This window comes from Acidovorax sp. 93, assembly GCF_003633835.1.
Lineage (GTDB): Bacteria > Pseudomonadota > Gammaproteobacteria > Burkholderiales > Burkholderiaceae_C > Acidovorax > Acidovorax facilis.
This window is the reverse complement of record NZ_RBIT01000001.1, coordinates 1526079-1548470: the sequence shown is the minus strand read 5'-3', so window position 1 is coordinate 1548470 and position 22392 is coordinate 1526079. Positions and strand designations below refer to the sequence as shown.

Below are 22392 nucleotides of genomic sequence, written 5' to 3'. Positions count from 1 at the left end.
AACTCCTTCAATCCCACACCACGTGCACTTCATGGGGGCCGCGCAACTGGGCTCCGGAGATCCGAGGAGCGGGCCTCGCAGGGTCCAGCCGCAGGTTGGGCAATAGATCCAGCACGGCATTGAGCGCCACCTGCATCTCGGTCTTGGCGATGAACTGGCCGATGCACATGTGCGGACCGAAGCCAAAACCGAACGAGGGCTTGGGCTTGCGGTCGATGTCGAACCGATCGGCCTGCTCGAAGGCATCCTCATCACGATTGGCCGACATCACGATCGCCTGCACCATCGCGCCCTTCGGGATCTGCGCGCCACCGATCTCCAGATCCTCGGCCGCCTGGCGCACCTTGAATGTCGCGACGGGCTCGAACCGAACCGCTTCGTCGATCGCCTTGCCGACCAGCGCGCGATCATTGCGCACACGCTCGAGCAGTTCCGGCCGCTCCAGCAGCAATACCAGCAGCGACCCGAAGGTGCGCGTGGTGGTCTCACCGGCGGCCGGCAGCAGCGAGCGCACGAAGGTCGAGATCTCATGGTCGTCCAACTGGCGGCCCTCGTACTCAGCGCGAATCAGCCTGCTGATCAAATCCTCCCCCGTCGCGCCTTCGGCCCGCACCTGAACCACCGCTTCCTTGACTGCGTCATAGAGCATCTTGGCGGCCTCCATGGCCGCTCCGCGCGCCCGGGCTGCCTTTTCCGGGTCGACCTGGGGTCCCGCGAGGATGGCCAGGGCCCAGGCGGCGACCTGGTGGATGCGCTCTGGATCATTTTCCGGAAAACCGATCAGCGAATAGATCAGTCGGATGGGAAAGTGCAGCGCGAAGTCCATCAGGTCAGAGCGCTTGCAGGCTACCAGCGGCAGCAGGTATTCATCGCGAATGATGGCGTCCATCTTCGGCTTCCACCGGGTGACCACGTCGGGCATGAAGACCGGTTGCAGCAGTGCCCGTGCCCGGCGGTGCTCCTCTCCGTCCATCCCTGTCAGGATCAAGCCGTCAAAAAAAGCGCCCAGGCCTTCCGCGATGAAGCCACTGGTAAAGCGGGTCGGATCCCGAAGCACCGCCATCACGTCACGGTACTTGAAGACCGTGAACGTCGGACGGTTCGCATCTTGGCCCGCGATATTGGGCACACCGAGCCCGGCCATGAAGTTTTCCGCCACCACGGGGGAATTCCGGCGCATGGCGGCGTAGACCGCATGGAGATCGACGTCGGATCCGCGGTAGTTGTCCGCGACCCCCGCAAATGCCCGTTCAAGGGATGAAGTTCTGGTGCTGGTCATCGCAGGCCTCCTTCGCAAACTATGCATGGCGCTCGGTGATTTATAGACATTTTTTCGAATTGTGCATCAATTAACACATATCAAATAACTCGTAAACCCGTGAAGGCACATAGTAAACACCTATGTCATTCCGATGAACATATGAGCATAATCAAAAAAAGTGTTCAATTATTCCATGCACAACCATTCCTCAAGCCCGCCTCTCTCTGAGGCTCGCCGTCCAAAGGCCCAAGGAGTCGGCGAAAGCACTGGCCGCGTGGCCGGAGCGGCGAGGCAGGTTGACAGAACCCTCTCGGATGGCCAATACCTCGATGAATGCGCTGTAGGCCGCCCGATCATGGACGCGCATCTGCCTCCGATCGACCCAATAAAGGATCAACATCCCTTGGGTGATCACCGCCGCCGGGTGGCGCGGGAGCGGCGCGAGCGCATGCGCGAACGCCTGATTGCGGCCACCATGGACGCCTACCGCAAGAGCGCGGGAAAACGCCGCCCCGTGATCGATGACGTGATCCGTGCGGCCAATGTCTCCCGCGGCACTTTCTATAAATACTTCGACACGCTGGACGAAGTTCTTGCGGAGATCGGCCGCACCACAGCGAGCGAAATGCTGCAGAGTTTCGAACGCCTATTCGAGCCCCTGGATGACGGCGCAGTGATGCTCGCCACGGGCCCGTTGATGGCGCTGGCCCGTGCGGCGATGGATCCTGCCCATGGCGCCATAGTTTCGCATGCGGACTTGGTCGATCGCATCAACGGCGACGATCCGCGCCGCCAATTGGCTTTCCGCAGCCTGAACTATGGACGCGAGCAAGGCGTCTTCCAGTTCGACTCGATCGAGGCCGCCTTCGATCTGGTGATAGGCACCAGTGTCGAAGGGGCTCGGCGCATCTCCCGTACGGGACAGCTCAATGGGGCCTGCATCCGCGAGACCGTGGTCATGATCCTGCTCGGCCTGGGCATGAAGCTCCCGGCGGCCAGGATCGCCGTGGCCATCGCCTGGCAGCGGCTCCAGGATGCGTCCGAACACTTGCATTGGTGGAAGCCAGTCGCGCCCGCCTAAGCCCGCCCTCTTCTTTTCCAGGAATCTGTATGAGCACTACACCTCTCTATGACGCCATCGTCATCGGCGCAGGCCACAACGGGCTGGCCAGCGCCTGCTATCTCGCCGCCGAGGGCCGCAAGGTCATCGTCGTCGAATCCCTCGGCAAGGTCGGTGGCATGGCCTCCTCCGGCTATCTGATACCCGAAGCCCCAAATCATCTGGTGCACCCCTGCGCCCTCGATCTGATGTCTCTGCGCGTGCATCCCATGATGCCGCAGGAGCTCCAGTTGGAGCGCCACGGCTTTCGTCAGACCGAAATGGAGCCTGGCTATGTCTATCTGCATCCGGATGGCAACTCACTCGTATTCGGCCGCAGCGCGGAGCAGACCGCCGCTGAGATCCGCCGTTTCAGCACGGCAGACGCCACGGAGTTCCTGGCCCTGATGCAACTGGTAAACACCTTCATCGACTTGGCGATCCCCATGATGCGGGTCGATCCCGCGCAGATGAACCTAGGAGCGAAATGGCAGGCGCTCAAGGTGCTGATCAAGAACCGGCACCTCAGGCCGGAACTCATGGGCTTGATGAAAAGCCCCGCCTACACCTCCATCATGGAACGGTTCGAGCACCCGGTCACGCAATCCGCCCTGTGCTGCCTGCTGGGTGCCGCCGGCCCTATCACAGGCGAGGGTACCGGGGTCTATTTCGCGCTGCTGGGTTTCATCCAGCGCTTCGGCCTGGGCCGCGCCGTGGGAGGCATGCAGACTCTGTCTGACGCCCTGGCGGCCCGCCTGACGGAACTGGGGGGCGAGATTCGGCTCAATGCTCCTGCTGCTGAGATCGTGGCCCGTGGCGGTCAAACCCAGGGCGTCCGGCTTGCCAGCGGCGAAGTGCTCGAGTCACGCAGCGTTGTCGCGGCGGTGCACCCCAAGATTGCCCTGAATATGGTGACACCTGGCGCCATAGAACGCCGCTACCTGACGCGGGTCGATCTGGCGCCAGCCAATGCCCACGGCGGCTCGCCCATGAAGATCGACGTCGCACTTCGCGGCCAGGTTCGCGCCAGCCGCCACGAAGCCTTGCGCGCCGACGGACTGAGTCTTCGCAAGAGCGTGCTGCTGATCGGCACCGTGGAAGCGGTGCTCGACAACTTCAAATGCGCAGCGCGTGGCGATGTCTCCCGACTGCCCTATCTGTGGGCCACGGCACCGAGTGCCGTGGACCCCACGCAGGCCCCCGAAGGCCAGGACATCGCCTACCTGTATCCGATCGCCATGCCCCTCGAACCACGCGAAGGATGGGATGCCATCCGTGCCCCGGTGACACAAATGGTCATCGACCAAACGGACGCGTACCTGCCAGGGCTCAAGTCACAGGAGATTGGCCGCCGCGCCGAAGCAGCACCCGACTTCGCCAGTCGGCTGAATGTTCCCAACGGCTGCGTGGTGCACATCGACACCGGTGCCTCGCGCACAGGGCTCATGCGGCCGGCCTTCGGGCTCGGCGGCGACACGTTGCCGGTGAAGGGGCTGTTCTTCGGCGGCGCCGGCATCCATCCCGGCGGTGGCATCAATGGGCTGCCGGGCCGCATAGCCGCTGGCCGCGTGAAACGCTATCTGAAGTAAGTCCGTTATCCCCACTTTCCCATATCCATCCCTAAAGGAGACGCTCCATGAATACCACGACCAAAACCACCACCGAGAACGCCCAGAAGCTCGAAGCGGCCTATGCCAGCGTGTCCGACCTCTATCGCGGCAAAACGGACGACCTGTATGCCGCCTGCCGCGAGATGCGCAAGACCACACGCGTCTACGAAGGCGACTTCATTGCCAAGTTCCTTGGGGTTCCGACCAACGCCGGGTTGCAGACCCGTCCGACCTACGCCGTGTTCCAGTATCAAGACGTGATGAATGTGCTCAAAGACGCCAACACCTTCACCAGCGGATTCATCCTCGAAGGCATGGGCAAGGTGTGGGATGGCCTGATGATCCTGGGCATGGACGGCGAGGCCCACCGCAAGGTGCGCGCCCTGCTGCAGCCGGCGTTCATGCCGGAAAACGTGAACAAGTGGCGCCCGAAGATCGACCGCGTCGCGCGCGAGGATTTCATCATGCCTCTGCTGCCCGACAAGAAAGCCGACCTCATGGAAATGGGCCTGAACTTTCCGGTGCGTGCCATGTATGCCCTCGTAGGCTTCCCGGAAGACAACCCCGATCAGTACAACCAATATGCAGTCTGGGCGCTATCGATGCTGGCGGCCAACCAGCTTGACAAAGCCAAGGCCGAGGAAGGCCGCCGAGTCGCCGCCATTGCGGTCAAGAGCCTGTACGACGCGCTCATGGAGCAGGTCCAGCGGCGCCGCGCCGAAGGTGCAACGGGCGATGACCTCATTACCCGCCTGATGAACGCCGAATACGAGGGCCACAAGCTCGACGACCACGAGGTCGCGACCTTCGCCCGCTCGCTGCTGCCCGCTGCCGGTGAGACCACCACACGAACCTTCAGTGCGGCGATGACGTTCCTGCTGACCATCCCCGGCCTGCTCGACCGCGTGCGCAACGACCGCAATCTGGTGCCCAAGCTGATCGACGAAGCCGTGCGTTTCGAGCCCTCCTCCACGTTCAAGGTGCGCGAGACTTCCGCCGACGTACAGATCGGTGACGTGACGATCCCCAAGGGCTCCTTCGTCCAGTGCATGGTCGCCTCGGCCAACCGCGACGAAAGCGCCTTCGAGAATCCCGACGTGTTCGACATCGATCGACGCCAGAAGCCGTCGTTCGGCTTCGGCTTTGGCCCGCACATGTGCATTGGCCAGTTCGTGGCCAAGCTCGAACTGAACTGCGCGATCAACGGGATTCTGGACCTCATGCCCAACGTGCGGCTCGACCCCGAGCAACCCGCGCCCAAAATCGAAGGCGCCCATCTGCGCGGGGCCAAGAGCGTGCACGTCATCTGGGATTGATCAGGAAGGCCCCTCCGATCATGCGAACCTTCGACACGATCCCCGAGCGCTCCGACTTCGCCTACCAATGCCTGGTCGGCCCGCAAAAGGTCAGCGGCGCCAGGCTGGCCGATCTGCGCGACCACTTCGGCCTCAAGCTCACCAAGCACATGCCGTTTGGCAGCGTGCGCGACGATGAAGGCCACATCTACTCGGTGGTGCGGGCTCTCAACGCGCCGGACAGCACGCCCAACCCCACCAAGTTCATCTACCAGAGCACCCGCCTGGATGGCCAGAACATCCGCATCGACAAGGAAAAGATCGCCCCCAGAGCGCTCACCCTGTTTCCCGCACGCGGGCTCGATGGCGACACCGCCTGGTGGTCCAGCCATCCAGAGGATCCCGGTCAGCCCTGGCGGCTGACCGCCTCTGGCACCGGGTTCAGTTGGCGGGAAGAAGGCTTGCTCGACCTCACCGGCCAACTCATCGGCAATGGCATGCAGTGGTATTTGCCCGGGGTGGACTGGGGCACCTTCTACGTCGCACAGCTCTACGACGTGCAGGGCACCTGCGAGGGCAGAAAGGTCAAGGGCATGATTTCCCTGGACCAGGCCTGGATGGCGGAAGGCGGCGCCATCCACATGCACAAGGACCTGGTCGTCAACAACAAGATGCATGTCATCTGGTGGAACTTTGCCACGATCTACAAGGACGGGAGCTGGGATGTCGGCTCCTTCCTGGTCGGCCACGACAAACTGGGCTACGCCATTGTCCAGAACGAAAAGGGCGAAGTTCGCTGCACCACGGATATCGAAGGCACGGTACGCCATGAAAAGGACGGCTGGTTCGCCGAGGACGCGCGCATCATCCTGGAAGGCAAAGAGGAATGGGAGTTCCTGCCCGACCCCAAAGGCCGGATGCTCGACTTCGTGGGCGGTTTTCCCATCACAGCCCAGCAGGAAGGGCGATGGCGCCGGGTAGGCGATACGCGCGAGCCCGACCGCTGGATGGCCTGGGGCGAAAGCGACAAGCGCAATGGCACGGCACGCAACGTCCGTAGCACCGAAATCTGAACTGGAGACCATGTCATGGACAAAACCACCATCGAACACTTCCTGCACGCCCAGGTGCGGGCCTGGAACGCCGGCGACAAGGAAGGCTTCTTCGCTGCCTACCGCTCCGTAGCGCCCGAGAGCCTACAAATCGAGTATGTCGGTAGAGGTCCTGCGGCCGAAGGCTGGACGATCCTGGAAGGCATGTGGGCGCAGCAAAATTCCAAGATCGAGATCGAAGAAGTGGCCCTGATCATCAATGGGAGCGAGGTCGCATGCCACAACCGGAACAAGGTGCGGGGCAATTCGCTGACCATCGAGACCATCGAGCTATACCACTTCGACAATGGCAGGCTGACCGTGCGCTATTTCATTCACCAGCCTTGAAGCAGTGAAAGATGCCCTGCACCCGACCCGAAAGCCTTGGCAAGCGCGCTCCGCAGCTCTGCCGCCATCGCTGAACGAGCAACACCACGGCCGGTGCTTGAGCCCCTGCGAGGCAGACCGTTAGCCGCGCGTGACGGTTGCCCGCTGGGCCTATAGCGAAAGTGCTCTGCCGAAACTGCAGATCCCGGAAATCATTGCGATCTCATCCCGTTTCCATGGGCTGCCGACATGAGTGCTGCCTTCACAAAGATAAATCACCATGCATCAGATCCCTTCAGAACAGATCAAGCGCTTCATGAGCGGCCAAGTCCGCTGCTGGAACAACCACGACAAGGCCGGCCTGCTGGCCCTGTACCGCGAAGCGGCCCCAGACCTCCTCGACATCGAATACGTGGGCCGCACGCAGCAGGCCGATGGTTGGCTCGTCATCGAAGAGATGTACGACAAGCACAACCACCAGTTCCGCCTAGAGGTCGTGAGCACCATCATCAACGGCAACGAGGCCGCTGTGCACCACCGCAACTGCATCCTCGGCACGAACCAAGTGATCGAGAGCATCGAGACCTACCGGTTCGGTCCCGGCAGCCTGCACGTGCGCTACTTCCTCAAGCCTCCGGAGGATGCCGTCGTGAACCTGGAACAGTTCCGCGGCTTCGCCGCCACCCCGTCGCAGGACACCCCATGAGCAAGCCCGCGCTTCCCGGCCCCCACGTGGGCCGCTTCAAGGACCAGGTTGCCATCGTCACCGGTGGCGCTTCCGGCATCGGCGAGGCCACCTGCCGTCGCCTCGTCGCCGAAGGCGCCACCGTGGTCGTGGCCGACGTCAACGCCGAACGGGCCGCAGCGCTGGCTTCGGAGCTGGGCCCACGTGCCAGTGCGCAGGTCTTCGACGCCGCAGACGTGCGAAGCATCGAGCGACTCGTTCAGGGCACGGTCGAGCGCTTCGGGCGACTGGACGTGCTGCATAACAATGCCGCATTGAGTTCTCCGGTCATCCATGCCAAGGACAAGAACGCCATCGACATCGAATTCGAGGTCTGGGATCAGGTCATGGCCGTGAACCTGCGCGGCTACCTGGCGGGTTGCAAGTACGCGCTGCCGACCATGATCGCCCAAGGCGGTGGCGCGATCGTGAACACCGCGTCGACCGGCGGCTTCTCGGGCGACATCACGCGCATGGCCTACAGCGTGTCGAAGGCAGCCATCATCGGCCTGACCCGCCAGATTGCCACCCACCATGGCGCCCAGGGCGTGCGCTGCAATGCCGTCGCGCCCGGCCTGGTGCTCACTCCCGGCACGCGTGGCGCGGCCGCGAGCGTGATCGACGTAATGCAGCGCCACCTGCTGGTGCCCGAGTTCGGCGAGCCTGAGGACATCGCAGCGCTGGTGTGTTTCCTGGCCTCAGGCGAGGCGCGCTACATCAACGGGCAGACGTACATCGCCGACGGCGGCATGCTGGCGCACAACCCGACCATGGCCGACCTCGTCGACATGGCCAAGTCCAAGAAGAGCAGTTGAACCACGTGAACCTCTTCCATAGCGGCTGGCGCAAGGCGTTGGACAAATCGGCCTGATGCCACACACCCCCGCCGACGCCGACTCGCTGCTCGCCCCGTTCCGAGGGTCGGGCTTCCGTTACCTGTGGCTGGCCTGGCTGTCCGGCAACATGACCATGTGGATGCACGAGGTAACCGCCGCCTGGCGCATGGCCCAGCTCACCGACAGTCCCGCGTGGGTGGCCTGGGTACAGGCGGCCGGCACCTTGCCGCTGTTCGTGCTGGGCCTGGCCAGCGGCGCGCTGGCCGACCTGCTCAACCGCAGGCGTTTTCTCGCCGTGGCGCAAGCCTGGATCGCCGTTGTGGCGGCCGTGCTGGCGGCGCTCGCAGGCACCGATGCCCTGACCCCAGGAACGCTGTTGCTGCTGTGCCTGCTCAATGGCGTTGGACTGGCGTTGCGGTTTCCGGTGTTCTCGGCCCTAGTGCCGGACCTGGTGGAGCGGCGCCTGCTTGCCTCTGCCCTGACCCTCAACGCCCTGGCCATCAACCTGACGCGGGTGCTGGGCCCTATCGTCGCGGGCATCGTCCTGGCCTGGCAGGGAACGGCGATGGTGTTCGCACTCAACGCCGTGCTGTCCATATTGGCCGGCGTACTGATCTGGCGCGCTCCCATTGTCCCCCATGTTCCCCCCGCCGAACGCCCGCGCCTGCTGCAGGCCATGCGCGATGGCGTGAGCCATGCCCGGACCTCTCCCATACTGCGGGCGGTGCTGTTCCGCGCTTTCATCTTCTTCACCCAGGCCGTGGCGCTGGTGGCCTTGCTGCCCCTGGTCGCCAAGGACATCGGCGCCAACGAAACCACCTACACCACCCTGCTGGCCTCCATGGGCGCGGGGGCCGTGCTCGCCGCCATGGCCCTGCCCCGCCTCCCGGCACTGGCGGCGCGCAACCGGATCATCGATGGGGGCGTGTGGCTGCACGCGCTGGCCACGCTGGGCGCAGTTTGGGCGCCCAGCGCGTGGACGCTCGCGCCAGCGCTCGCCCTGTCCGGTGCGGTCTGGCTGTGTGTGGCCAACACGCTCACCATGTGCGCGCAATTGGCATTGCCGGCCACCTTGCGCGCAAGGGGCATGGCGATCTACCAGATGAGCATCATGGGCGGCAGCGCGGCGGGGGCCATTCTGTGGGGCACCATCGCGGAACGCACCTCGGTGGGTGCATCCCTGGCGGCATCGGCGATTGCCAGCCTGCTGCTACTGCTGTGGACCCGTGGCGCCAGCCTGGAAGAGCGCGCCCGTCACTGAGCTTGCGGCCCCAGGGTGCCAGCAGTCACGCCGTCCTTGAATGCAAACACCTCGACGCCGACCGCTTCGCAGTCGGGGTAGACATCGGGTTTCTCGGTCGAGACGCGTGCTGCCAGTACCTGGGGATGCGCGAGCAGCGCGCGCAGCAGATCATCCGCCAGCGTCTCCTGAAGCTGGATATGCCCGCGGCCCACGCGCTCCCGAACCGCCTCACGCACGAAATCGTAGTCCACGACCTCCCCCAGATCGTCATCCACCGGTGTGCTGCACGCCAGGGGAACGTACAGATCCACATTGATACGCACACGCTGCGGATGACCCTGCTCGAAGGCATGCGCCCCGATGTTGATGTCCACCACATGGTTGCGCAGGAAAAGGCGGCGACACCGCGCCAATGCAGGAGTCAGAAGGGTGTTGGACATTTCAGCGGGCTCCCATCTCGCGTGCCAGGAACATCACGTCGCGCGGCTGGCGAGTCAGGTGCTGGCCTCCATCGACAAGGATGGTGGAGCCTGTCGAAGCCGGGAATGTCAGCAGGAAGCGGACCGCGTCGGCGATATCCTCCGGCGGGGAGCTTCGCCCCAGCGGATTGAGCCGTTGGCCCAACTCGAACTCCCGCTCGTTCATCGGCCCGGACAGCAGGGCGAGCCCCGGGGCCACACCTCCTACGCGCAAGCGCGGCGCCATGGCCATGGCCAACATTTTTGTGGCTGCTTCCAGCGCCGCCTTGGACAGGGTGTAGGAAAAATAGTCAGGGTTCGGGTTCCACAGCTTCTGGTCGAGCAGATTCACCACGCACCCTGTCCTCCCGGTATCCAGCAGATGCTGGTACAAGGCCTGCGCCAGCAAGATGGCGGGCGCGGTGTTGGCCTTCCAGTGAAGCTCCATCGCCGCCAATCCGCAGGTCTCGGCGTTGTCGTACTCGAAAACGGACGCATTGTTCACCACGGCATCGATGCGGCCGAATCGCCTCACCACCTCGGGCACCAGCGCTCGGCAACCGGTCTCATCGCTCAAGTCGGCGTAGAGCGCTTCCGCTTGTCCTTCACTGCGGCGCAGTTCCCTGAGCGTGTCCTGAGCTTCCTCCGACGAGTGCCGGTAGGTGATCGCCACGTTCCATCCAGCCGCAGCCAGATCAAGCGCGATCACGCGTCCAATGCGGCGAGCACCGCCGGTAACAAGCACGACAGAACGGGACATCGGTTCAGGCTCTCAATAAAAAATACCAGGCAGAAAAGCGGCGGGCCGCCGTACCGCGGCTCAGCGATCCAGCGCCAAGGCCCGGCGCCGCGCAGGGCGATCGGCGCGGGCCAGATAGGCCTCGATGACCGGGCAGCCGCCCAGCAGCGGGCGCGCAGTCTCGAACAAGCTCATGAACAGGATGTCCGCAGCGGTGAAACGCTGCCCGAGCAGGTAGGGGCCGCGTGACAGCGTGTGCCGGATGTGCTGCATCATTGATTGATTCAGGCCGCGCATCGCCGGATCCTGCGCCAGCAGGCCCTTCCCCTCCATGTAGACCAGGGGTTCGGTCAAACCCACCTGATAGAAGAGCCAGGTGAGATAGGCTCCACGCAACGCATGCCCCGCCGGCACGCCGACCTCGGCCTCGGGATGCAGATCGGTCAGGTAAAGCGCAATGGCAGCCGTCTCGGATACCAAGTGGCCATCGTGCTCCAGCGCGGGCGTGAACCCATGCGGGTGCGGATTGCGCGGATCGGCTTCACTGCCATCGTTGCGCGGGTATTTCACCACCACGACCTCCCGTTCCATGCCCAATTCCTCCAGCAGCCACAGAATGCGCGCCGAATTGGAGCCGGGTGCGTGATACAGCTTCAGCATCATGTGTCCTTGTAGCGAGATAGGCGATGTGATCGACGCCCGTGCAAAACCGCGTCATCGTTCTTTGTCAGTCGTGCCTGGCCTGGGTCGGCAACCCAAAAGCAGCCCAGGCACCCGCGGAGAGCGCCGCACCGGTCATCCAGAACACCGGGGCAACACCCAACGCGGCGCCGGCGGCGCCAAAACCCAAGGGCATCACCAAGGTGGAGAAATGGATGACGGTGGACCGCAGGCCAAGGGCCTCGCCTTGGCGCTCCGGCGGTGCAAAGGTGTGCAGGCTGGACATGACAGCGGGCTGGATGGCCCCCAGTCCCAGGCCTATGGTGCCGGCGCAAGCCGCCATGGCCCACGTGCTGTCCAACCAGGGATAGAGCAGGAAAACCGATGCCGTCAAGGTCAGCGCACCGGTCATCACCCACCGGGGCTGGAGACGCTCCGCCAAAAAGGGGATCGCCAGCCGCACGGCCGCTGAGGTGACGGCGTAGCTGGCCAGCACCGTGCCGATGGCCGATGCGCTCAAGCCCCGCTCGTGGCCCAGGATCGGCAACGCAAAAGCGTGGGCATCCCAGCAGGCGGCAATCAGCCAATTGATGAAGAACAGTCGCCGAAGATCGCGGTCGCCCAGCAGGTCCCAAGCCTTCGGGGGAGTATCGGTCCGTTTCGCGGGCGCCCGAGGCGCCTCGGCAGGGACTCGGGTGGTGGCGAGCAGCGTCCCCAGAGGCAGCAGAGCCAGTCCGACGAAAGCCGCGCGATAGCTCACATGGTCGATCAGCATGCCCGCCAGGACCGGGCCGATGAAAGTCGCGATGGACGGCGCGAGTGCCACCCAGCTGAAGATCCGCAGGCGTTCCGCCTCGCCCCGGGCCAGCCGGCCTGCCGTGCGCTGCAGTGAAATCATGCCCACCGCAGAGCCCGCCCCCACCAGGGCCGCGGCGCCTCCCAGAGCCCAGACATGGGACGCCGAAGCGGCAAGACCGGCCCCCGCCAGCGCCAGCAAGGCACCAATGCGCGTTCCCAGGTGGTACCCCCGACGATCCACCAGGCGCCCGGCAGGAATGGCGAGCACAAAGGGGAAGGCGGCAAACAGCGCCATCAACAACCCGATCACGGCAGGGCCCCGCGATTCGCTCACCGCCAACAAGGGGACGGTCATGCGCATGCCGTTGAGGCAGCCATGCAATCCGACCTGCGCGGCGACCAGCGTCAGCAGCGTCCATCCGAAACTGAAACGCCCGCTGCGTGCCATGGAATCAACCGAGGGCATCCTTGATGGCCGCGATCAGCCTTGCATCATCGGGTGCCACGTCGGGAGCGAAACGGGCCACCACGGCCCCATCACGGCCAATCAGGAATTTCTCGAAGTTCCACATCACATCGGTATCTGCCTTGGGCAGCAGTTGATGCTTGGACAAGGTGTCGCGCAGCCGTGGATCGCCGGACGCGACGGCATGAGGCTGCGCAGCGATCAGGGCGGCATAGAGCGGGTGTCTGGGCTCACTGTTGATCCGCAATTTGGTGAAAAGCGGAAAGCTCACGCGGTAGTTGGTGTCGCAGAAGTCGCGGATCTCGTCCTCGCTTCCCGGCTCCTGGCCCGCAAAATCGTTGCACGGAAATCCCAGCACGTGCAGGCCACGGTCGCGAAAGCGGTCGTACAGGGACTGCAGGCCGGCGTACTGCGGGGTCAGCCCGCATTGGGAAGCCACGTTGACAACCAGCATCACCTGTCCCTTGAAGGGGGCAAGGCTCGTATCGGAGCCGTTCAGGGCCTGAAGGGGAATGTCGAAGATCGATGTGCTCACGGTGATACCTCCTGGTAGGCTTGTTGAACCAAAGTCATGCGGCCGCCCGCCAGCATCAAAGCGCAGAACATCTGCAGTTCAACGGTCTCGGCGGTCGAAAAGTGCTCGGCCAGCGCTGCGAAATGCCCTTCTCCAACGGCATGCGCATCGGCTGCGAACAGCTCGGCATACGCCAGCGCGGCCCGCTCGGCGGGCGAAAAGTGGGCGCTGCCGATCTGCTGGCAATTGAGGGCTTCCAGGTCTTGCACGTCCACGCGGTCGCTCTTGCGCGCCAACTGGCAGGCTTGGCACTGCGTGATGCTGGCGATGCGCAGCCGCACCAGTTCCCGCAGCCGCCCGTCCAGCACGCCGTGGTTGTAGAACTGGTCCAGCAGCGCCAGCCATGCCAGCGCGGCCTGTGGCCGATGGGCCCAGACCTGCACCGGCACGGTGGAACTGAGCATGCGTGTCTCGACGCCCCGCCGCATGGCCTCGTCCAGCGGCGCCGGAAAATCGGCCAGCGGCACCAGCGGCAGGCGCGCCACGGTCACAGCCGCTCGATGAGGGTGGCGGTCCCCATGCCGCCGGCGCAGCAGATCGCCTGCAGCGCATAACGTCCGCCCCGGCGCTCCAGCTCATGCAGCATCGACGTCATGATGCGCGCTCCGCTCGCCCCCAAGGGGTGCCCCAGCGCGATGGCGCCGCCGTTGACGTTCAAACGCTCGGAAGACACGCCCAGCTCTTTCATCCAGACCAGGGGAACCGAGGCAAACGCCTCGTTGATCTCGAAGAGGTCGATGTCGTCCAGTGTGAGCCCCGCCTGCGCCAGCACTTTGCGGGTGGCCGCGACCGGCCCGGTAAGCATCAGCGTGGGATCGGAGCCCACCGTGGTCATGGCGAGAATGCGCGCGCGGGGCTTGAGGCCCAGCGATCGGGCCTTGACCGAAGACATCAGCAGCAAACCCGCCGCCCCATCCGAGATCTGCGAAGAGTTCCCGGCAGTCAGGCGACCGTCCGCGCGGAAGCTGGTTTTGAGGGTCGCCAGCTTCTCGACGGCCGTACCGGGACGGATCGTTTCGTCTGCGGAGAACAAGTGCGCCTCGCCCTCTGCGCCCTTCTCGCGCACCTGCATAACGGGCACCGGCACGATTTCTTTCTCGAAATGGCCGGCAGAGGCAGCCGCGCAAGCGCGCCGATGGCTTTCCGCGGCGAACGCATCGAGGTCTTCCCGGCCCAGCTCCCACTGGTCGCACAAGCGCTCGGCCGCTTCACCCTGGCTCGTCATTTCGTAGCGCTCGGCGACCATCCAGCCAAAGGCCTCCCCATGGATGCTGCGGTTGCTGCCCATGGGCACCCGGCTCATGTTCTCGGCACCGCCGGCCACGACCACCTCGGCCGACCCGAACGCAATCAGGCCCGCAGCCACGTGCACGGCCTCTTCACCCGAACCGCATTTGCGGTCGATCGTCAGGCCAGGAATCGTGCAGGGCCAGCCGGCCCCCAGCAGTGAAGTGCGCGCGATATTGGCCGACTGCTCACCGACCTGGGTGACGCAGCCGAAGATGACATCGTCCACCAATTCCGGCTCAAGCCCCGAACGGGTAATGAGCTCGTCCAGGACGACGGCACCCAGGTGATCGGCGCGCACGGGCGCCAGGCTGCCTTTGAATTTTCCGACGGGCGTGCGAACCGCCCCGACGATCACCACATCCGGGCGGCTCACAGAACGCTCGCTTTCAGGCCGGAGCCAGGAATACGCTGGCCTTTTTCGTCGTACTGGTACACGCCCGCGCCGGTCTTGCGCCCATGGCGGCCGGAGGCCACCATCTTGATGATCAGAGGGCAGGGACGGAACTTGTCGCCCAGCGTCGAGTGCAGGTAACGAAGCACCGACAGCCGGGTATCCCATCCGGTCAGGTCTCCGAGTTCGAGGGGCCCCATCGGATGGTTGAAGCCCATGCGCAGCGCCGTGTCGATGTCCTCGGCAGTGGCCACGCCCTCCTGCAGCATCCACATCGCTTCGTTGCCCAGCATGGCCGACATCCGGCTGGTGGTCAGGCCCGGGGACTCGTTGACGATGATCGACGTCTTGCCCAGCGCGTCGCTGTATTCGCGGGTTCTGGCCACGGTCTCGTCGCTGGTGGCGATGCCGCGCACCAGCTCGACCAGCTTCATTTTGTGCACCGGATTGAAGAAGTGCATGCCCACCACCCGTTCAGGCTGGGGCACGGCCGTGGCGATCTCGGTCACGCTCAGCGCGGAGGTGTTCGTGGCGATGATGGCGTCGGGCAGCATGTGGGCGGCGGCCGTGGCCACCACCTGCTTCTTCACCGCGATGTTCTCGGTGACGGTCTCGACCAGCAGTGCGGCCCCCGCGGATGCGGCAGCGAGATCGGCTTGCGTCGTGAGCCTGGATTTCGCCGCCTCGGCCACCGCCGCATCGAGCTTGCCGAGGCGAACCCCGTCGTCCAGGATCTTGGCCACGGCGGAGAGTGCCTTGGCGGCCGCAGCCTCGTTGCTGTCCACCAGCACGGTGACGAAGCCGGAGCTGGCGAAGGCATGGGCGATGCCGGTTCCCATCAGGCCGCCACCGGCGACGACCACCTTGTTTTGCGTAATGCTCATGTACTGTCTCCCTGATTGCTTATTGGGCTGTCGTGACGATGTTGCGCAACAGACCGATGCCGGGAATCTCGGCCTCGACCACGTCACCGGGCTTGAGAAACTTGCCGGAACCCTGCCCCGTGCCGGCCGGCGAGCCGGTGAACATGACATCGCCGCTCTCGAAACGCGAGCGCTCGTCCACGAACTTCACCAGTTCCGCGACATCCCAGGTCATCTCAGCCGTGTCGCCGTCCTGGCGAATTTCCCCATTCACGCGCAGCAGCAGGCGCAGCGACAGCTTTCCCTCGCGCGCAAACTCATCGCGCGTCACGATCCACGGGCCGAGGCCCGTGGTCTGGTCACCGCTCTTGGCCGCAAATAGATCCATTCCGACACCGGGCGGTCCGCTGCGCTGCAGATCGCGCGAGCTCACGTCGTTGCCCACGGTGTATCCCAGCACGCTGGAGATGGGGTCATCGCGGTTGACCGTGTCGCCGATCACGGCCACCAGTTCCACCTCGTGATCCAGCTCCTGCGTCAGGGGCGGGTAGCGCAATGCGTCGTTCGCCCCGATGAGCGCGCCATGGGCCTTCAGGAAGGCGATAGGCTGGCTGTGGCTCTTGATGCCGAAGTCGGCCGCGAGGTGCTTGGCGTAGTTGGCCCCAGCGACCACCACCCGGTTGGTCTTCTCGATGGGTGGCAGAAGCCGCACCGAGTCGAGCGCGCGCACGGCGCCACGGAAGCGCAGCGCAGCCTCCCCCTCGCCGCGCGTGATAGCCGGGCCCCAATCGGAGACCCCGCCCTCGATCGGGCGCAGTTCGTCGCGTTCGGTATCGACCAGCGCCCAGAACGGGGCACCGCCATCGGTGCAGCGTGCGAGCTTCATGCGGCGACTCTGGCAGCAGGTTGGACGGCGGGCTTGCCCAGCTTGGCAGGATCCAGGTGCAGCAGCTCGCACGCATTCTTCCAGCGAATCTTCTGCAGATCGTCGTCCGACAGGCGCAGGCCATCGGTCAGGTCGTGGCGAACGGCATCGCTGCCGCCGAAGTTGCTGCCATACAGAACGCGATCGGCACCAATGATGTCAACCAGTGCCTGGCGCATCGGCACCTCGTGCAATTCGACGTCGAACCAGAAGTTCTTCAGATACTCCTCGACCGGCTTCTTGTTGAACGCCACGTCGAGATTGCGGTTGGTCTGGGCCAGACGGCCGAGCTGGTACGGGATGTACCCGCCGCCATGGGTGATGTAGACCTTGAGATTGGGGAAGCGATCCAGAACGCCGCCATTGATAAGGTACCAGAAGAATCGCGTCTCGTCGTAGTTCATGCCGACGATGGCCGTGGTTTCGTACTGGTCATGGTCGGCCTGCATGCCCCAGGTGACCGATTGGTTGTAGCCGTGGATGAAGATCGGCAGATCGAGGTCGCACATCGTTTTCCAGACGACGTCGAGCTGCGGCGAATCCGCCTCCAGCCCGCCGAAGTTCGCGCCGCCGGCCACCAGGCCCTTCGCGCCGAGTTCGGTGCAGGCGCGGCGGATTTCCTTGGCTGCGTCGTGCGGCGCATTCAGCGGCGCATGGGCCCAGAACATCAGGCGATCCGGCGCGGCCGAGCAGTAGTCGGCCAGGATGTCGTTGACCTTGGTGGCGAAGCGCACCGAGAACTCGGGGTCGGCCCAGTACATGTAGCAGTGCGAAGGCACCGACAGCACCTGCGCATTCTGCCCTGCGGCATCCATGCCATTGAGGCGGTTCTTCGGATCCGCCCAACGGGCCATGTATTCCTCGACGCTCGGTCCCTTCCCGGCACGAACCGCTGCCTTGCGTTCGGGCGAGCCCAGGCGCAGCACCCAATGGCCAACGCGAAGCTTGACGTCGCCATCCGGGTGCCGCTCAAAGAACGGCCCCCAAAACGGATGCTGGTTGTAGTACCCCGGTAGCGGGGCATGGGCGTGGAGGTCGATCAGCATGGTGATTCTTTCAGGTTCGGGCACGGCCCCAAGGGCCGGTGCAGATGTCGTTCGCGTGCTACTGAAGCAGTGACAGCCGCCAGAAATCCGGCATGCGTTTGCACTGCGTCAATGCGATATTAATCAAAAACAGCGATTCTGTTCAAGTTATCGGAAACACTGAGGCGACGACACAGCCGCTACAGACACCCTGAAGACTGTCTTGCATGGAGCTCTTTATGTACAAACACCTGCTCGTCGCCCTGGACGACACCCCGCTGGGAATGGCAACCGTCACCCATTCGGTCAGCTTTGCGCGGGCCCTGGGGGCTCGGATCACCTTTTTCCACGCGGCCCCCGATCTGGCCGCCACCGGCGAAGGCTCCATGCTGCATTCGCTCGACCGCCAAGCCTTCACCGCCGAAAGCGACATGCCCCGACATGCGGTGCTGCTCAAGGCGGCCACGGCCGCGAGGATCGGCGGCGTCGAATGCTCGACGGATGCGCTCGTCAGCGACCATCCGGCCCAGGCCATTGTCGAAGCGGCGCAGCGGCATGCCTGCGATTTGCTCTTCGTGAGTTCCCACGGCCGCGTGCCTGGCTTGCGGGGTTGGCTGCACAGCAGCGTGACCCGCCAGCTGCTGCAAATCGCCAACCTTCCCGTGCATGTGGCCAGCATCGAGTCGAATGACGAGCAGGCCGACGCGAACCGCGCGCTCGCCATCGTGGCGGGAGAACATCGTTCCATCGCTGCGGTACTCACCGGCCTCCGCGAATTGGATCGCGCACGGCGTATCGATGGCACGATTCCCGACGTGGCGCTGATGCGGCAAATGGCCGACTACCTGCGCCAGTTTCCGGCGAGGCTGCACCATCCCAAGGAAGAGGCATTCATCTTCCGCCTGCTCCGGCAGCGCACGAGCGAACACAACGCAATGCTGGACGAACTGGAACGGCAGCATGTGCTGGAAAACACCTTGATCGATGCCTTGTTCACCGCCCTCGCCCGTCACGGGCATGGAGATGCAGACGCCGCGGAAGCAGTCACCGCCGCCGTCCAGCGCCTGAGCGGCGCGGTCTGGGAGCACATGTCCCTGGAGGAGACCGTCATTTTCCCGGCTGCACGCCGGCATCTGACCAGCGCCGACTGGTCAGCTGTCTACAAAGCCTTTTCCGCGCACCACGCCCCCCTTTTCAGCCACTCCCCCGAGATGCCAATGAGGCAATTGTTCGCACGCATCGCTACCGCCCTGCAATAGGGTGACGGGTGCATGCCACTGCCGCAGGAGACAATTCACCGCCTGGCGCGGGGGGGCGCACCTGTGGCCAGGGCCTCCACCATTCGGCCAATGCGCCGGGGCAACGTCTTGCGATCAGCATCCCCCGGCACCAGTTGCTCGCTCAACACATAGCGGATCAGGAGTTCGCATACCAGTTCCCGATCCACCTTGACGCCAAAACGAGCCTCCCAGGCATCGAAAACAGAGCCGAGAACGTCCTGGAACCGGACCACCGAGTCGTGGAAGATGCGGCGAAAGAAACCAAGGGCGTATTCCGGTGCGGCGACCAGCAACCGGCGCGCGCGGCCATGCTCCAGGTAGTGGTCCAGGTAGCGAATCAACGCGTCGAAGCGCTCGTCGGGGTCCTGGTAGGGTTGGACGGCCTCTGCCAAGGTGACATGGAACTGCTCGCGTTTGTGACGGGCAAACGCATCCAGCAGTTCATCCTGAGACGCGAAATAGCGATAGAACGTGCCGCGGGAAATACCCGCCTCGCGGCAGACATCGAGTATCGAGATCCGCTCGGCGCCAGATTTCAGCACGATGTTCTCGGTGACCATCAGGATGTTCGCAATCGTTTGCTCGGAACGCCGGTTGCTGCGCCCACGGCGTACGCCAACCGGCCCTGTCTCTGCGGCCACCGGGCTCTTCTTCTCCACCATGGCGACAGCCGCCGCAGGTTTCTGCACAACAGGCGCCGCAACGCCACGATCCACCACCCTGCGACGGGGCTTGCCAACCGCTTTCGATGCGACTGCGGCTTGCTTGTTCGTACTCTTGAGGGTCATTTCCATGCTTTCTGAGGTTCAGTGAGAGATTCGGCGCTTGGCGATGCGGCCAAGGGTTTACCAGCACGCGCGGTGAAAAATCTAAATATAGAATTCTCATCTTTATCTAGAATTTTTTGCATCCTTGGGTGTGGCTTGGAGCGTTTTGCATGGCAGGAATCGGCAATCCCGACACGTGGTCCCTCGGTCAACAAGATACGGTCATTGCGGCGCTCGAACGCGCGGTAGCCAAACATTCCGACCGGGTGTTGCTCGACTTCTCGGGTGAACTCCATACCTACGGCGAAGTGGATCGCCAGTCGACCCGTTTGGCCCATGCGTTCGCGGCGCTGGGCGTGCAACCCGGCCAGACGGTCGTGACGATGCTCGACAACAACATCGATGCCGTGCTGTGCTGGTTCGCCATCAATAAGCTCTGCGCCGTCAGCGTACCCATCAATACCGCGCTCAAGGGTGAATTCCTGCGCCACCAGATTGCCGATGCCGGCGCGGCGCTCGTGGTCTGCGAGGCCGCGTATGCCGAACGCATCGCGGCGGTTTCGGACGGGTTGCCGGACGTGCAGCAGGTCCTGACCCGGGGCACGCCCGGCGACAGGCAGTGCGGCACCCTGCCCCTGGCCTCGCTCGACGAACACCGCGGCAGCGATGACAGCGCGTTCGAGCGCAAACCCCAGCCCTGGGAACTGGCCTGCCTCATCTACACCTCGGGCACGACCGGACCGTCCAAGGGCTGCATGATCAGCTACAACTACATGTGCAATCTGGCGCGTCTGCAACTGCGCGCTGGGCCGGCCAACGAAAACGACGTCACGATCACGCCCCTGCCGCTGTTCCACATGAACGCCATGTGCGTGGGCGTGCTGGCATCGATTCTGGTCGGCGCCCGCGTCGCTTTCGTTCCGCGTTTTTCGGTGTCGAACTTCTGGCCCGAAGTGGAGCGCAGCGGTGCCACCATCGCCTCCATCTTGGGCAGCATGGGGGCGATGCTGGCCAACGCGCCGGATACCGAGGCCGGGCGGCGCTGCAAGGGGCAAATCCATACAGTGCGGGGCAATCCGTTCACGGAGGAAGTCAAATCCATCTGGCGCGAACGCTTCGGCGCGAAACAGGTGGGCGGCAACGGCTATGGCCTCACCGAAGCGGCAGTGATCACTTCGCTGGCCGGTGGCGAATATGCCGCCCCCGGTTCGTCTGGAAAGCGCATTCCCGATTTCGACGTGCGCATCGTGGACGACCTTGACCGGGAAGTGCCGACCGGGACTTCTGGCGAAATCGTGGTGCGGCCGCTGCGCCCGGACATCATGTTCATGGGCTACTGGCGCAGGCCGGAAGACACGCTGAAGATCATGCGCAACCTCTGGCTGCACACCGGGGATATTGGCAAGTTCGACGAGCAAGGCTTTTTCTATTTCGTTGATCGCAAGAAAGACTACCTGCGCAGACGCGGCGAAAACATCTCCAGCTTCGAGATGGAGGCTGCCTTCGCCCGCCACCCGGCCCTGGCCGAAGTCGCCGTGCACGCCGTCCCGTCCGACAAGGGGGAAGACGACGTCAAGGTGACCGCCATGCTGCGCCCTGGCATGGCGCTGGCGCCCGAGGATCTTTTCCAGTGGGCCATCGACGCCGTCCCCTACTACGCCCTGCCGCGTTACATCGAATTCCGCGACAGCCTTCCCAAGAACCCCCAGGGGCGGGTTCTGAAGTATGAACTGCGCGACCAAGGTTGCACACCGGCCACCTGGGACCAGGAAACCAGCGGCATACAGGTCACCAAGCGCTGAAGCCTGTCTCCGGTGCATCAGTATTCGCGCACCGGCACATGGGCCGGGCGCGAGTTGTAGCCTGGCAAATGCAGCCCACCGTCCACGTGCATGGTGATTCCGGTCACGAACCGCGCCATCTCCGAGCCCAGAAAGACGGCCACTGGCCCGATATCCAGTTCCGGATCACCCGAGCGACCCATGGGCCGGGCGGCGGCCGAGCGCTCGGCGAAACCGGGGATTTCGGCGGCCAGCTTATGGAATGTCGCCCCCATGGCTGTCGGTGCAATGGCGTTGCAAGTGATGTTGAACCGGCCCCATTCGGCCGCTGCGCTGCGCGTCAGTCCGACGACACCGGATTTGCCCGTGTTGTAGTCGGCATGCTGCCAGGCTCCGATGTCCACGTCGATCGACGTGAAATTGATGATGCGCCCACCACCGCGCGCACGCATGTGCGGCAAGGCAGCGCGCATGGCCCACCAGGACGCCCAGACGGTAGATGTCAGGGTACGCTCCAGCATCGCATCCGTCTTGTCCTCCAGCAACACGTTCTCGGATGGGACGAAGGCATTGTTGATGAGAATGTCGAGCCCGCCAAAGCTATCCGCTGCGGCCTGAATGGCGGCTTCCACGCTGTCCTTGCGGAGCACGTCGGTGGGCACGAACAGGGCGCGCGCGCCCATCTGCTGGAGTTCGGCCTCGGCCTCGGCGCCGGTCACGGGATCGAGCTCGGCAATCAGTACCGCAGCGCCTTCTCGCGCATAGCAGCGTGCAATGCCGCGTCCGATACCACCGCCCGCTCCGGTGATCAGCGCCACCTTGTCTTTCAGCAAGCCCATTGAATCTCCTTATATTAGACAGAATTCTTTTTATCGTACACTTTAAGACA

23 protein-coding genes are annotated in these 22392 nt (G+C 64.1%); 10 read left to right on the top strand and 13 right to left on the bottom strand.

Annotated elements, in window-relative coordinates; all coding sequences use genetic code 11:
* Nucleotides 1-7: 7 nt before the first annotated feature.
* Nucleotides 8-1279, bottom strand: a complete 1272-nt coding sequence (locus C8C93_RS06945; protein WP_121506356.1) for a cytochrome P450 — start codon at nucleotides 1277-1279, stop codon at nucleotides 8-10.
* A 337-nt stretch (nucleotides 1280-1616) separates the two neighbouring features.
* Between C8C93_RS06945 and C8C93_RS06940 the strand changes: the two genes are divergently transcribed.
* The 8 genes from C8C93_RS06940 to C8C93_RS06905 all read left to right on the top strand — a co-directional run bounded on the left by C8C93_RS06940 (nucleotide 1617) and on the right by C8C93_RS06905 (nucleotide 9504).
* On the top strand, nucleotides 1617-2342 hold the full coding sequence (locus C8C93_RS06940) for a TetR/AcrR family transcriptional regulator (RefSeq protein ID WP_158603247.1): 726 nt from the start codon (nucleotides 1617-1619) through the stop codon (nucleotides 2340-2342).
* A gap of 29 nt (nucleotides 2343-2371) precedes the next feature.
* Nucleotides 2372-3949, top strand: a complete 1578-nt coding sequence (locus tag C8C93_RS06935) for an NAD(P)/FAD-dependent oxidoreductase (RefSeq protein WP_060987160.1) — start codon at nucleotides 2372-2374, stop codon at nucleotides 3947-3949.
* Nucleotides 3950-3996: 47 nt separating this feature from the next.
* Complete coding sequence (locus C8C93_RS06930) at nucleotides 3997-5286, top strand: cytochrome P450 (protein WP_060987161.1); 1290 nt, start codon at nucleotides 3997-3999, stop codon at nucleotides 5284-5286.
* Between the two features lie 20 nt (nucleotides 5287-5306).
* Nucleotides 5307-6338 carry a hypothetical protein gene (locus C8C93_RS06925; protein WP_121506354.1) on the top strand — a complete coding sequence of 344 codons (1032 nt, stop codon included), beginning with the start codon at nucleotides 5307-5309 and terminating at the stop codon, nucleotides 6336-6338.
* Between the two features lie 15 nt (nucleotides 6339-6353).
* A complete protein-coding gene (locus C8C93_RS06920; protein WP_060987163.1) occupies nucleotides 6354-6704 on the top strand; it encodes a nuclear transport factor 2 family protein in 351 nt (116 codons plus the stop codon).
* A gap of 259 nt (nucleotides 6705-6963) precedes the next feature.
* Nucleotides 6964-7389: a hypothetical protein gene (locus tag C8C93_RS06915; protein ID WP_063460654.1), complete on the top strand. Its 426-nt coding sequence runs from the start codon at nucleotides 6964-6966 to the stop codon at nucleotides 7387-7389.
* Entirely contained in the window at nucleotides 7386-8222 is an 837-nt protein-coding gene (locus C8C93_RS06910; RefSeq protein WP_060987164.1) for an SDR family NAD(P)-dependent oxidoreductase, read from the top strand. The genes C8C93_RS06915 and C8C93_RS06910 overlap by 4 nt, the downstream gene beginning before the upstream one ends.
* 55 nt (nucleotides 8223-8277) lie before the next feature.
* A complete protein-coding gene (locus C8C93_RS06905; RefSeq protein WP_060987165.1) occupies nucleotides 8278-9504 on the top strand; it encodes an MFS transporter in 1227 nt (408 codons plus the stop codon).
* On the opposite strand, the gene C8C93_RS06900 is transcribed toward C8C93_RS06905, so the two are convergent.
* The 10 genes from C8C93_RS06900 to C8C93_RS06855 form a co-directional block, all read right to left on the bottom strand.
* Nucleotides 9498-9926: a dihydroneopterin aldolase gene (locus C8C93_RS06900; RefSeq protein ID WP_060987166.1), complete on the bottom strand. Its 429-nt coding sequence runs from the start codon at nucleotides 9924-9926 to the stop codon at nucleotides 9498-9500. The genes C8C93_RS06905 and C8C93_RS06900 overlap by 7 nt on opposite strands.
* A gap of 1 nt (nucleotide 9927) precedes the next feature.
* On the bottom strand, nucleotides 9928-10704 hold the full coding sequence (locus C8C93_RS06895) for an SDR family oxidoreductase (RefSeq protein ID WP_060987167.1): 777 nt from the start codon (nucleotides 10702-10704) through the stop codon (nucleotides 9928-9930).
* A gap of 60 nt (nucleotides 10705-10764) precedes the next feature.
* Nucleotides 10765-11343, bottom strand: a complete 579-nt coding sequence (locus C8C93_RS06890; protein ID WP_060987195.1) for a glutathione S-transferase family protein — start codon at nucleotides 11341-11343, stop codon at nucleotides 10765-10767.
* A 67-nt stretch (nucleotides 11344-11410) separates the two neighbouring features.
* On the bottom strand, nucleotides 11411-12589 hold the full coding sequence (locus C8C93_RS06885; RefSeq protein ID WP_121508678.1) for an MFS transporter: 1179 nt from the start codon (nucleotides 12587-12589) through the stop codon (nucleotides 11411-11413).
* A gap of 4 nt (nucleotides 12590-12593) precedes the next feature.
* A complete protein-coding gene (locus C8C93_RS06880) occupies nucleotides 12594-13142 on the bottom strand; it encodes a glutathione peroxidase (RefSeq protein WP_121506353.1) in 549 nt (182 codons plus the stop codon).
* Entirely contained in the window at nucleotides 13139-13666 is a 528-nt protein-coding gene (locus tag C8C93_RS06875; protein WP_199727087.1) for a carboxymuconolactone decarboxylase family protein, read from the bottom strand. Before C8C93_RS06875 ends, C8C93_RS06880 begins: the two co-directional genes overlap by 4 nt.
* 2 nt (nucleotides 13667-13668) lie before the next feature.
* Nucleotides 13669-14844 carry a thiolase family protein gene (locus C8C93_RS06870; protein ID WP_121506352.1) on the bottom strand — a complete coding sequence of 392 codons (1176 nt, stop codon included), beginning with the start codon at nucleotides 14842-14844 and terminating at the stop codon, nucleotides 13669-13671.
* The gene (locus C8C93_RS06865) at nucleotides 14841-15746 is read right to left on the bottom strand and encodes a 3-hydroxyacyl-CoA dehydrogenase (protein WP_119014729.1); all 906 of its coding nucleotides are present in this window, start codon (nucleotides 15744-15746) and stop codon (nucleotides 14841-14843) included. Before C8C93_RS06865 ends, C8C93_RS06870 begins: the two co-directional genes overlap by 4 nt.
* Before the next feature lie 19 nt (nucleotides 15747-15765).
* Complete coding sequence (locus C8C93_RS06860) at nucleotides 15766-16611, bottom strand: fumarylacetoacetate hydrolase family protein (protein WP_060987171.1); 846 nt, start codon at nucleotides 16609-16611, stop codon at nucleotides 15766-15768.
* The gene (locus tag C8C93_RS06855; protein WP_119014728.1) at nucleotides 16608-17696 is read right to left on the bottom strand and encodes an amidohydrolase family protein; all 1089 of its coding nucleotides are present in this window, start codon (nucleotides 17694-17696) and stop codon (nucleotides 16608-16610) included. Before C8C93_RS06855 ends, C8C93_RS06860 begins: the two co-directional genes overlap by 4 nt.
* 218 nt (nucleotides 17697-17914) lie before the next feature.
* Here C8C93_RS06855 and C8C93_RS06850 point away from each other — a divergent pair, with 218 nt between their 5' ends.
* Complete coding sequence (locus C8C93_RS06850) at nucleotides 17915-18934, top strand: universal stress protein (RefSeq protein ID WP_158603246.1); 1020 nt, start codon at nucleotides 17915-17917, stop codon at nucleotides 18932-18934.
* A gap of 35 nt (nucleotides 18935-18969) precedes the next feature.
* On the opposite strand, the gene C8C93_RS06845 is transcribed toward C8C93_RS06850, so the two are convergent.
* A complete protein-coding gene (locus C8C93_RS06845; protein WP_199726994.1) occupies nucleotides 18970-19749 on the bottom strand; it encodes a TetR/AcrR family transcriptional regulator in 780 nt (259 codons plus the stop codon).
* 143 nt (nucleotides 19750-19892) lie between these two features.
* Between C8C93_RS06845 and C8C93_RS06840 the strand changes: the two genes are divergently transcribed.
* Nucleotides 19893-21524 (top strand): ATP-dependent acyl-CoA ligase, encoded by a 1632-nt coding sequence (locus C8C93_RS06840; protein WP_060987174.1) that lies wholly within the window; start codon nucleotides 19893-19895, stop codon nucleotides 21522-21524.
* Nucleotides 21525-21541: 17 nt separating this feature from the next.
* Here C8C93_RS06840 and C8C93_RS06835 read toward each other — a convergent pair whose 3' ends face one another.
* Nucleotides 21542-22342, bottom strand: a complete 801-nt coding sequence (locus C8C93_RS06835) for an SDR family NAD(P)-dependent oxidoreductase (RefSeq protein WP_060987175.1) — start codon at nucleotides 22340-22342, stop codon at nucleotides 21542-21544.
* Nucleotides 22343-22392 lie beyond the last annotated feature (50 nt).

What these genes read in the sequence shown, in the direction of transcription:
- C8C93_RS06840 (WP_060987174.1), top strand. Translation starts at nt 19,893, where the DNA reads ATGGCAGGAATCGGCAATCCCGACACGTGGTCCCTCGGTCAACAAGAT.
- C8C93_RS06895 (WP_060987167.1), bottom strand. Translation starts at nt 10,704, where the DNA reads ATGTCCCGTTCTGTCGTGCTTGTTACCGGCGGTGCTCGCCGCATTGGA.
- C8C93_RS06835 (WP_060987175.1), bottom strand. Translation starts at nt 22,342, where the DNA reads ATGGGCTTGCTGAAAGACAAGGTGGCGCTGATCACCGGAGCGGGCGGT.
- C8C93_RS06900 (WP_060987166.1), bottom strand. Translation starts at nt 9,926, where the DNA reads ATGTCCAACACCCTTCTGACTCCTGCATTGGCGCGGTGTCGCCGCCTT.
- C8C93_RS06910 (WP_060987164.1), top strand. Translation starts at nt 7,386, where the DNA reads ATGAGCAAGCCCGCGCTTCCCGGCCCCCACGTGGGCCGCTTCAAGGAC.
- C8C93_RS06855 (WP_119014728.1), bottom strand. Translation starts at nt 17,696, where the DNA reads ATGCTGATCGACCTCCACGCCCATGCCCCGCTACCGGGGTACTACAAC.
- C8C93_RS06925 (WP_121506354.1), top strand. Translation starts at nt 5,307, where the DNA reads ATGCGAACCTTCGACACGATCCCCGAGCGCTCCGACTTCGCCTACCAA.
- C8C93_RS06935 (WP_060987160.1), top strand. Translation starts at nt 2,372, where the DNA reads ATGAGCACTACACCTCTCTATGACGCCATCGTCATCGGCGCAGGCCAC.
- C8C93_RS06885 (WP_121508678.1), bottom strand. Translation starts at nt 12,589, where the DNA reads ATGGCACGCAGCGGGCGTTTCAGTTTCGGATGGACGCTGCTGACGCTG.
- C8C93_RS06920 (WP_060987163.1), top strand. Translation starts at nt 6,354, where the DNA reads ATGGACAAAACCACCATCGAACACTTCCTGCACGCCCAGGTGCGGGCC.
- C8C93_RS06890 (WP_060987195.1), bottom strand. Translation starts at nt 11,343, where the DNA reads ATGCTGAAGCTGTATCACGCACCCGGCTCCAATTCGGCGCGCATTCTG.
- C8C93_RS06930 (WP_060987161.1), top strand. Translation starts at nt 3,997, where the DNA reads ATGAATACCACGACCAAAACCACCACCGAGAACGCCCAGAAGCTCGAA.
- C8C93_RS06945 (WP_121506356.1), bottom strand. Translation starts at nt 1,279, where the DNA reads ATGACCAGCACCAGAACTTCATCCCTTGAACGGGCATTTGCGGGGGTC.
- C8C93_RS06905 (WP_060987165.1), top strand. Translation starts at nt 8,278, where the DNA reads ATGCCACACACCCCCGCCGACGCCGACTCGCTGCTCGCCCCGTTCCGA.
- C8C93_RS06860 (WP_060987171.1), bottom strand. Translation starts at nt 16,611, where the DNA reads ATGAAGCTCGCACGCTGCACCGATGGCGGTGCCCCGTTCTGGGCGCTG.
- C8C93_RS06940 (WP_158603247.1), top strand. Translation starts at nt 1,617, where the DNA reads ATGGACGCGCATCTGCCTCCGATCGACCCAATAAAGGATCAACATCCC.
- C8C93_RS06850 (WP_158603246.1), top strand. Translation starts at nt 17,915, where the DNA reads ATGTACAAACACCTGCTCGTCGCCCTGGACGACACCCCGCTGGGAATG.
- C8C93_RS06865 (WP_119014729.1), bottom strand. Translation starts at nt 15,746, where the DNA reads ATGAGCATTACGCAAAACAAGGTGGTCGTCGCCGGTGGCGGCCTGATG.
- C8C93_RS06845 (WP_199726994.1), bottom strand. Translation starts at nt 19,749, where the DNA reads ATGGAAATGACCCTCAAGAGTACGAACAAGCAAGCCGCAGTCGCATCG.
- C8C93_RS06915 (WP_063460654.1), top strand. Translation starts at nt 6,964, where the DNA reads ATGCATCAGATCCCTTCAGAACAGATCAAGCGCTTCATGAGCGGCCAA.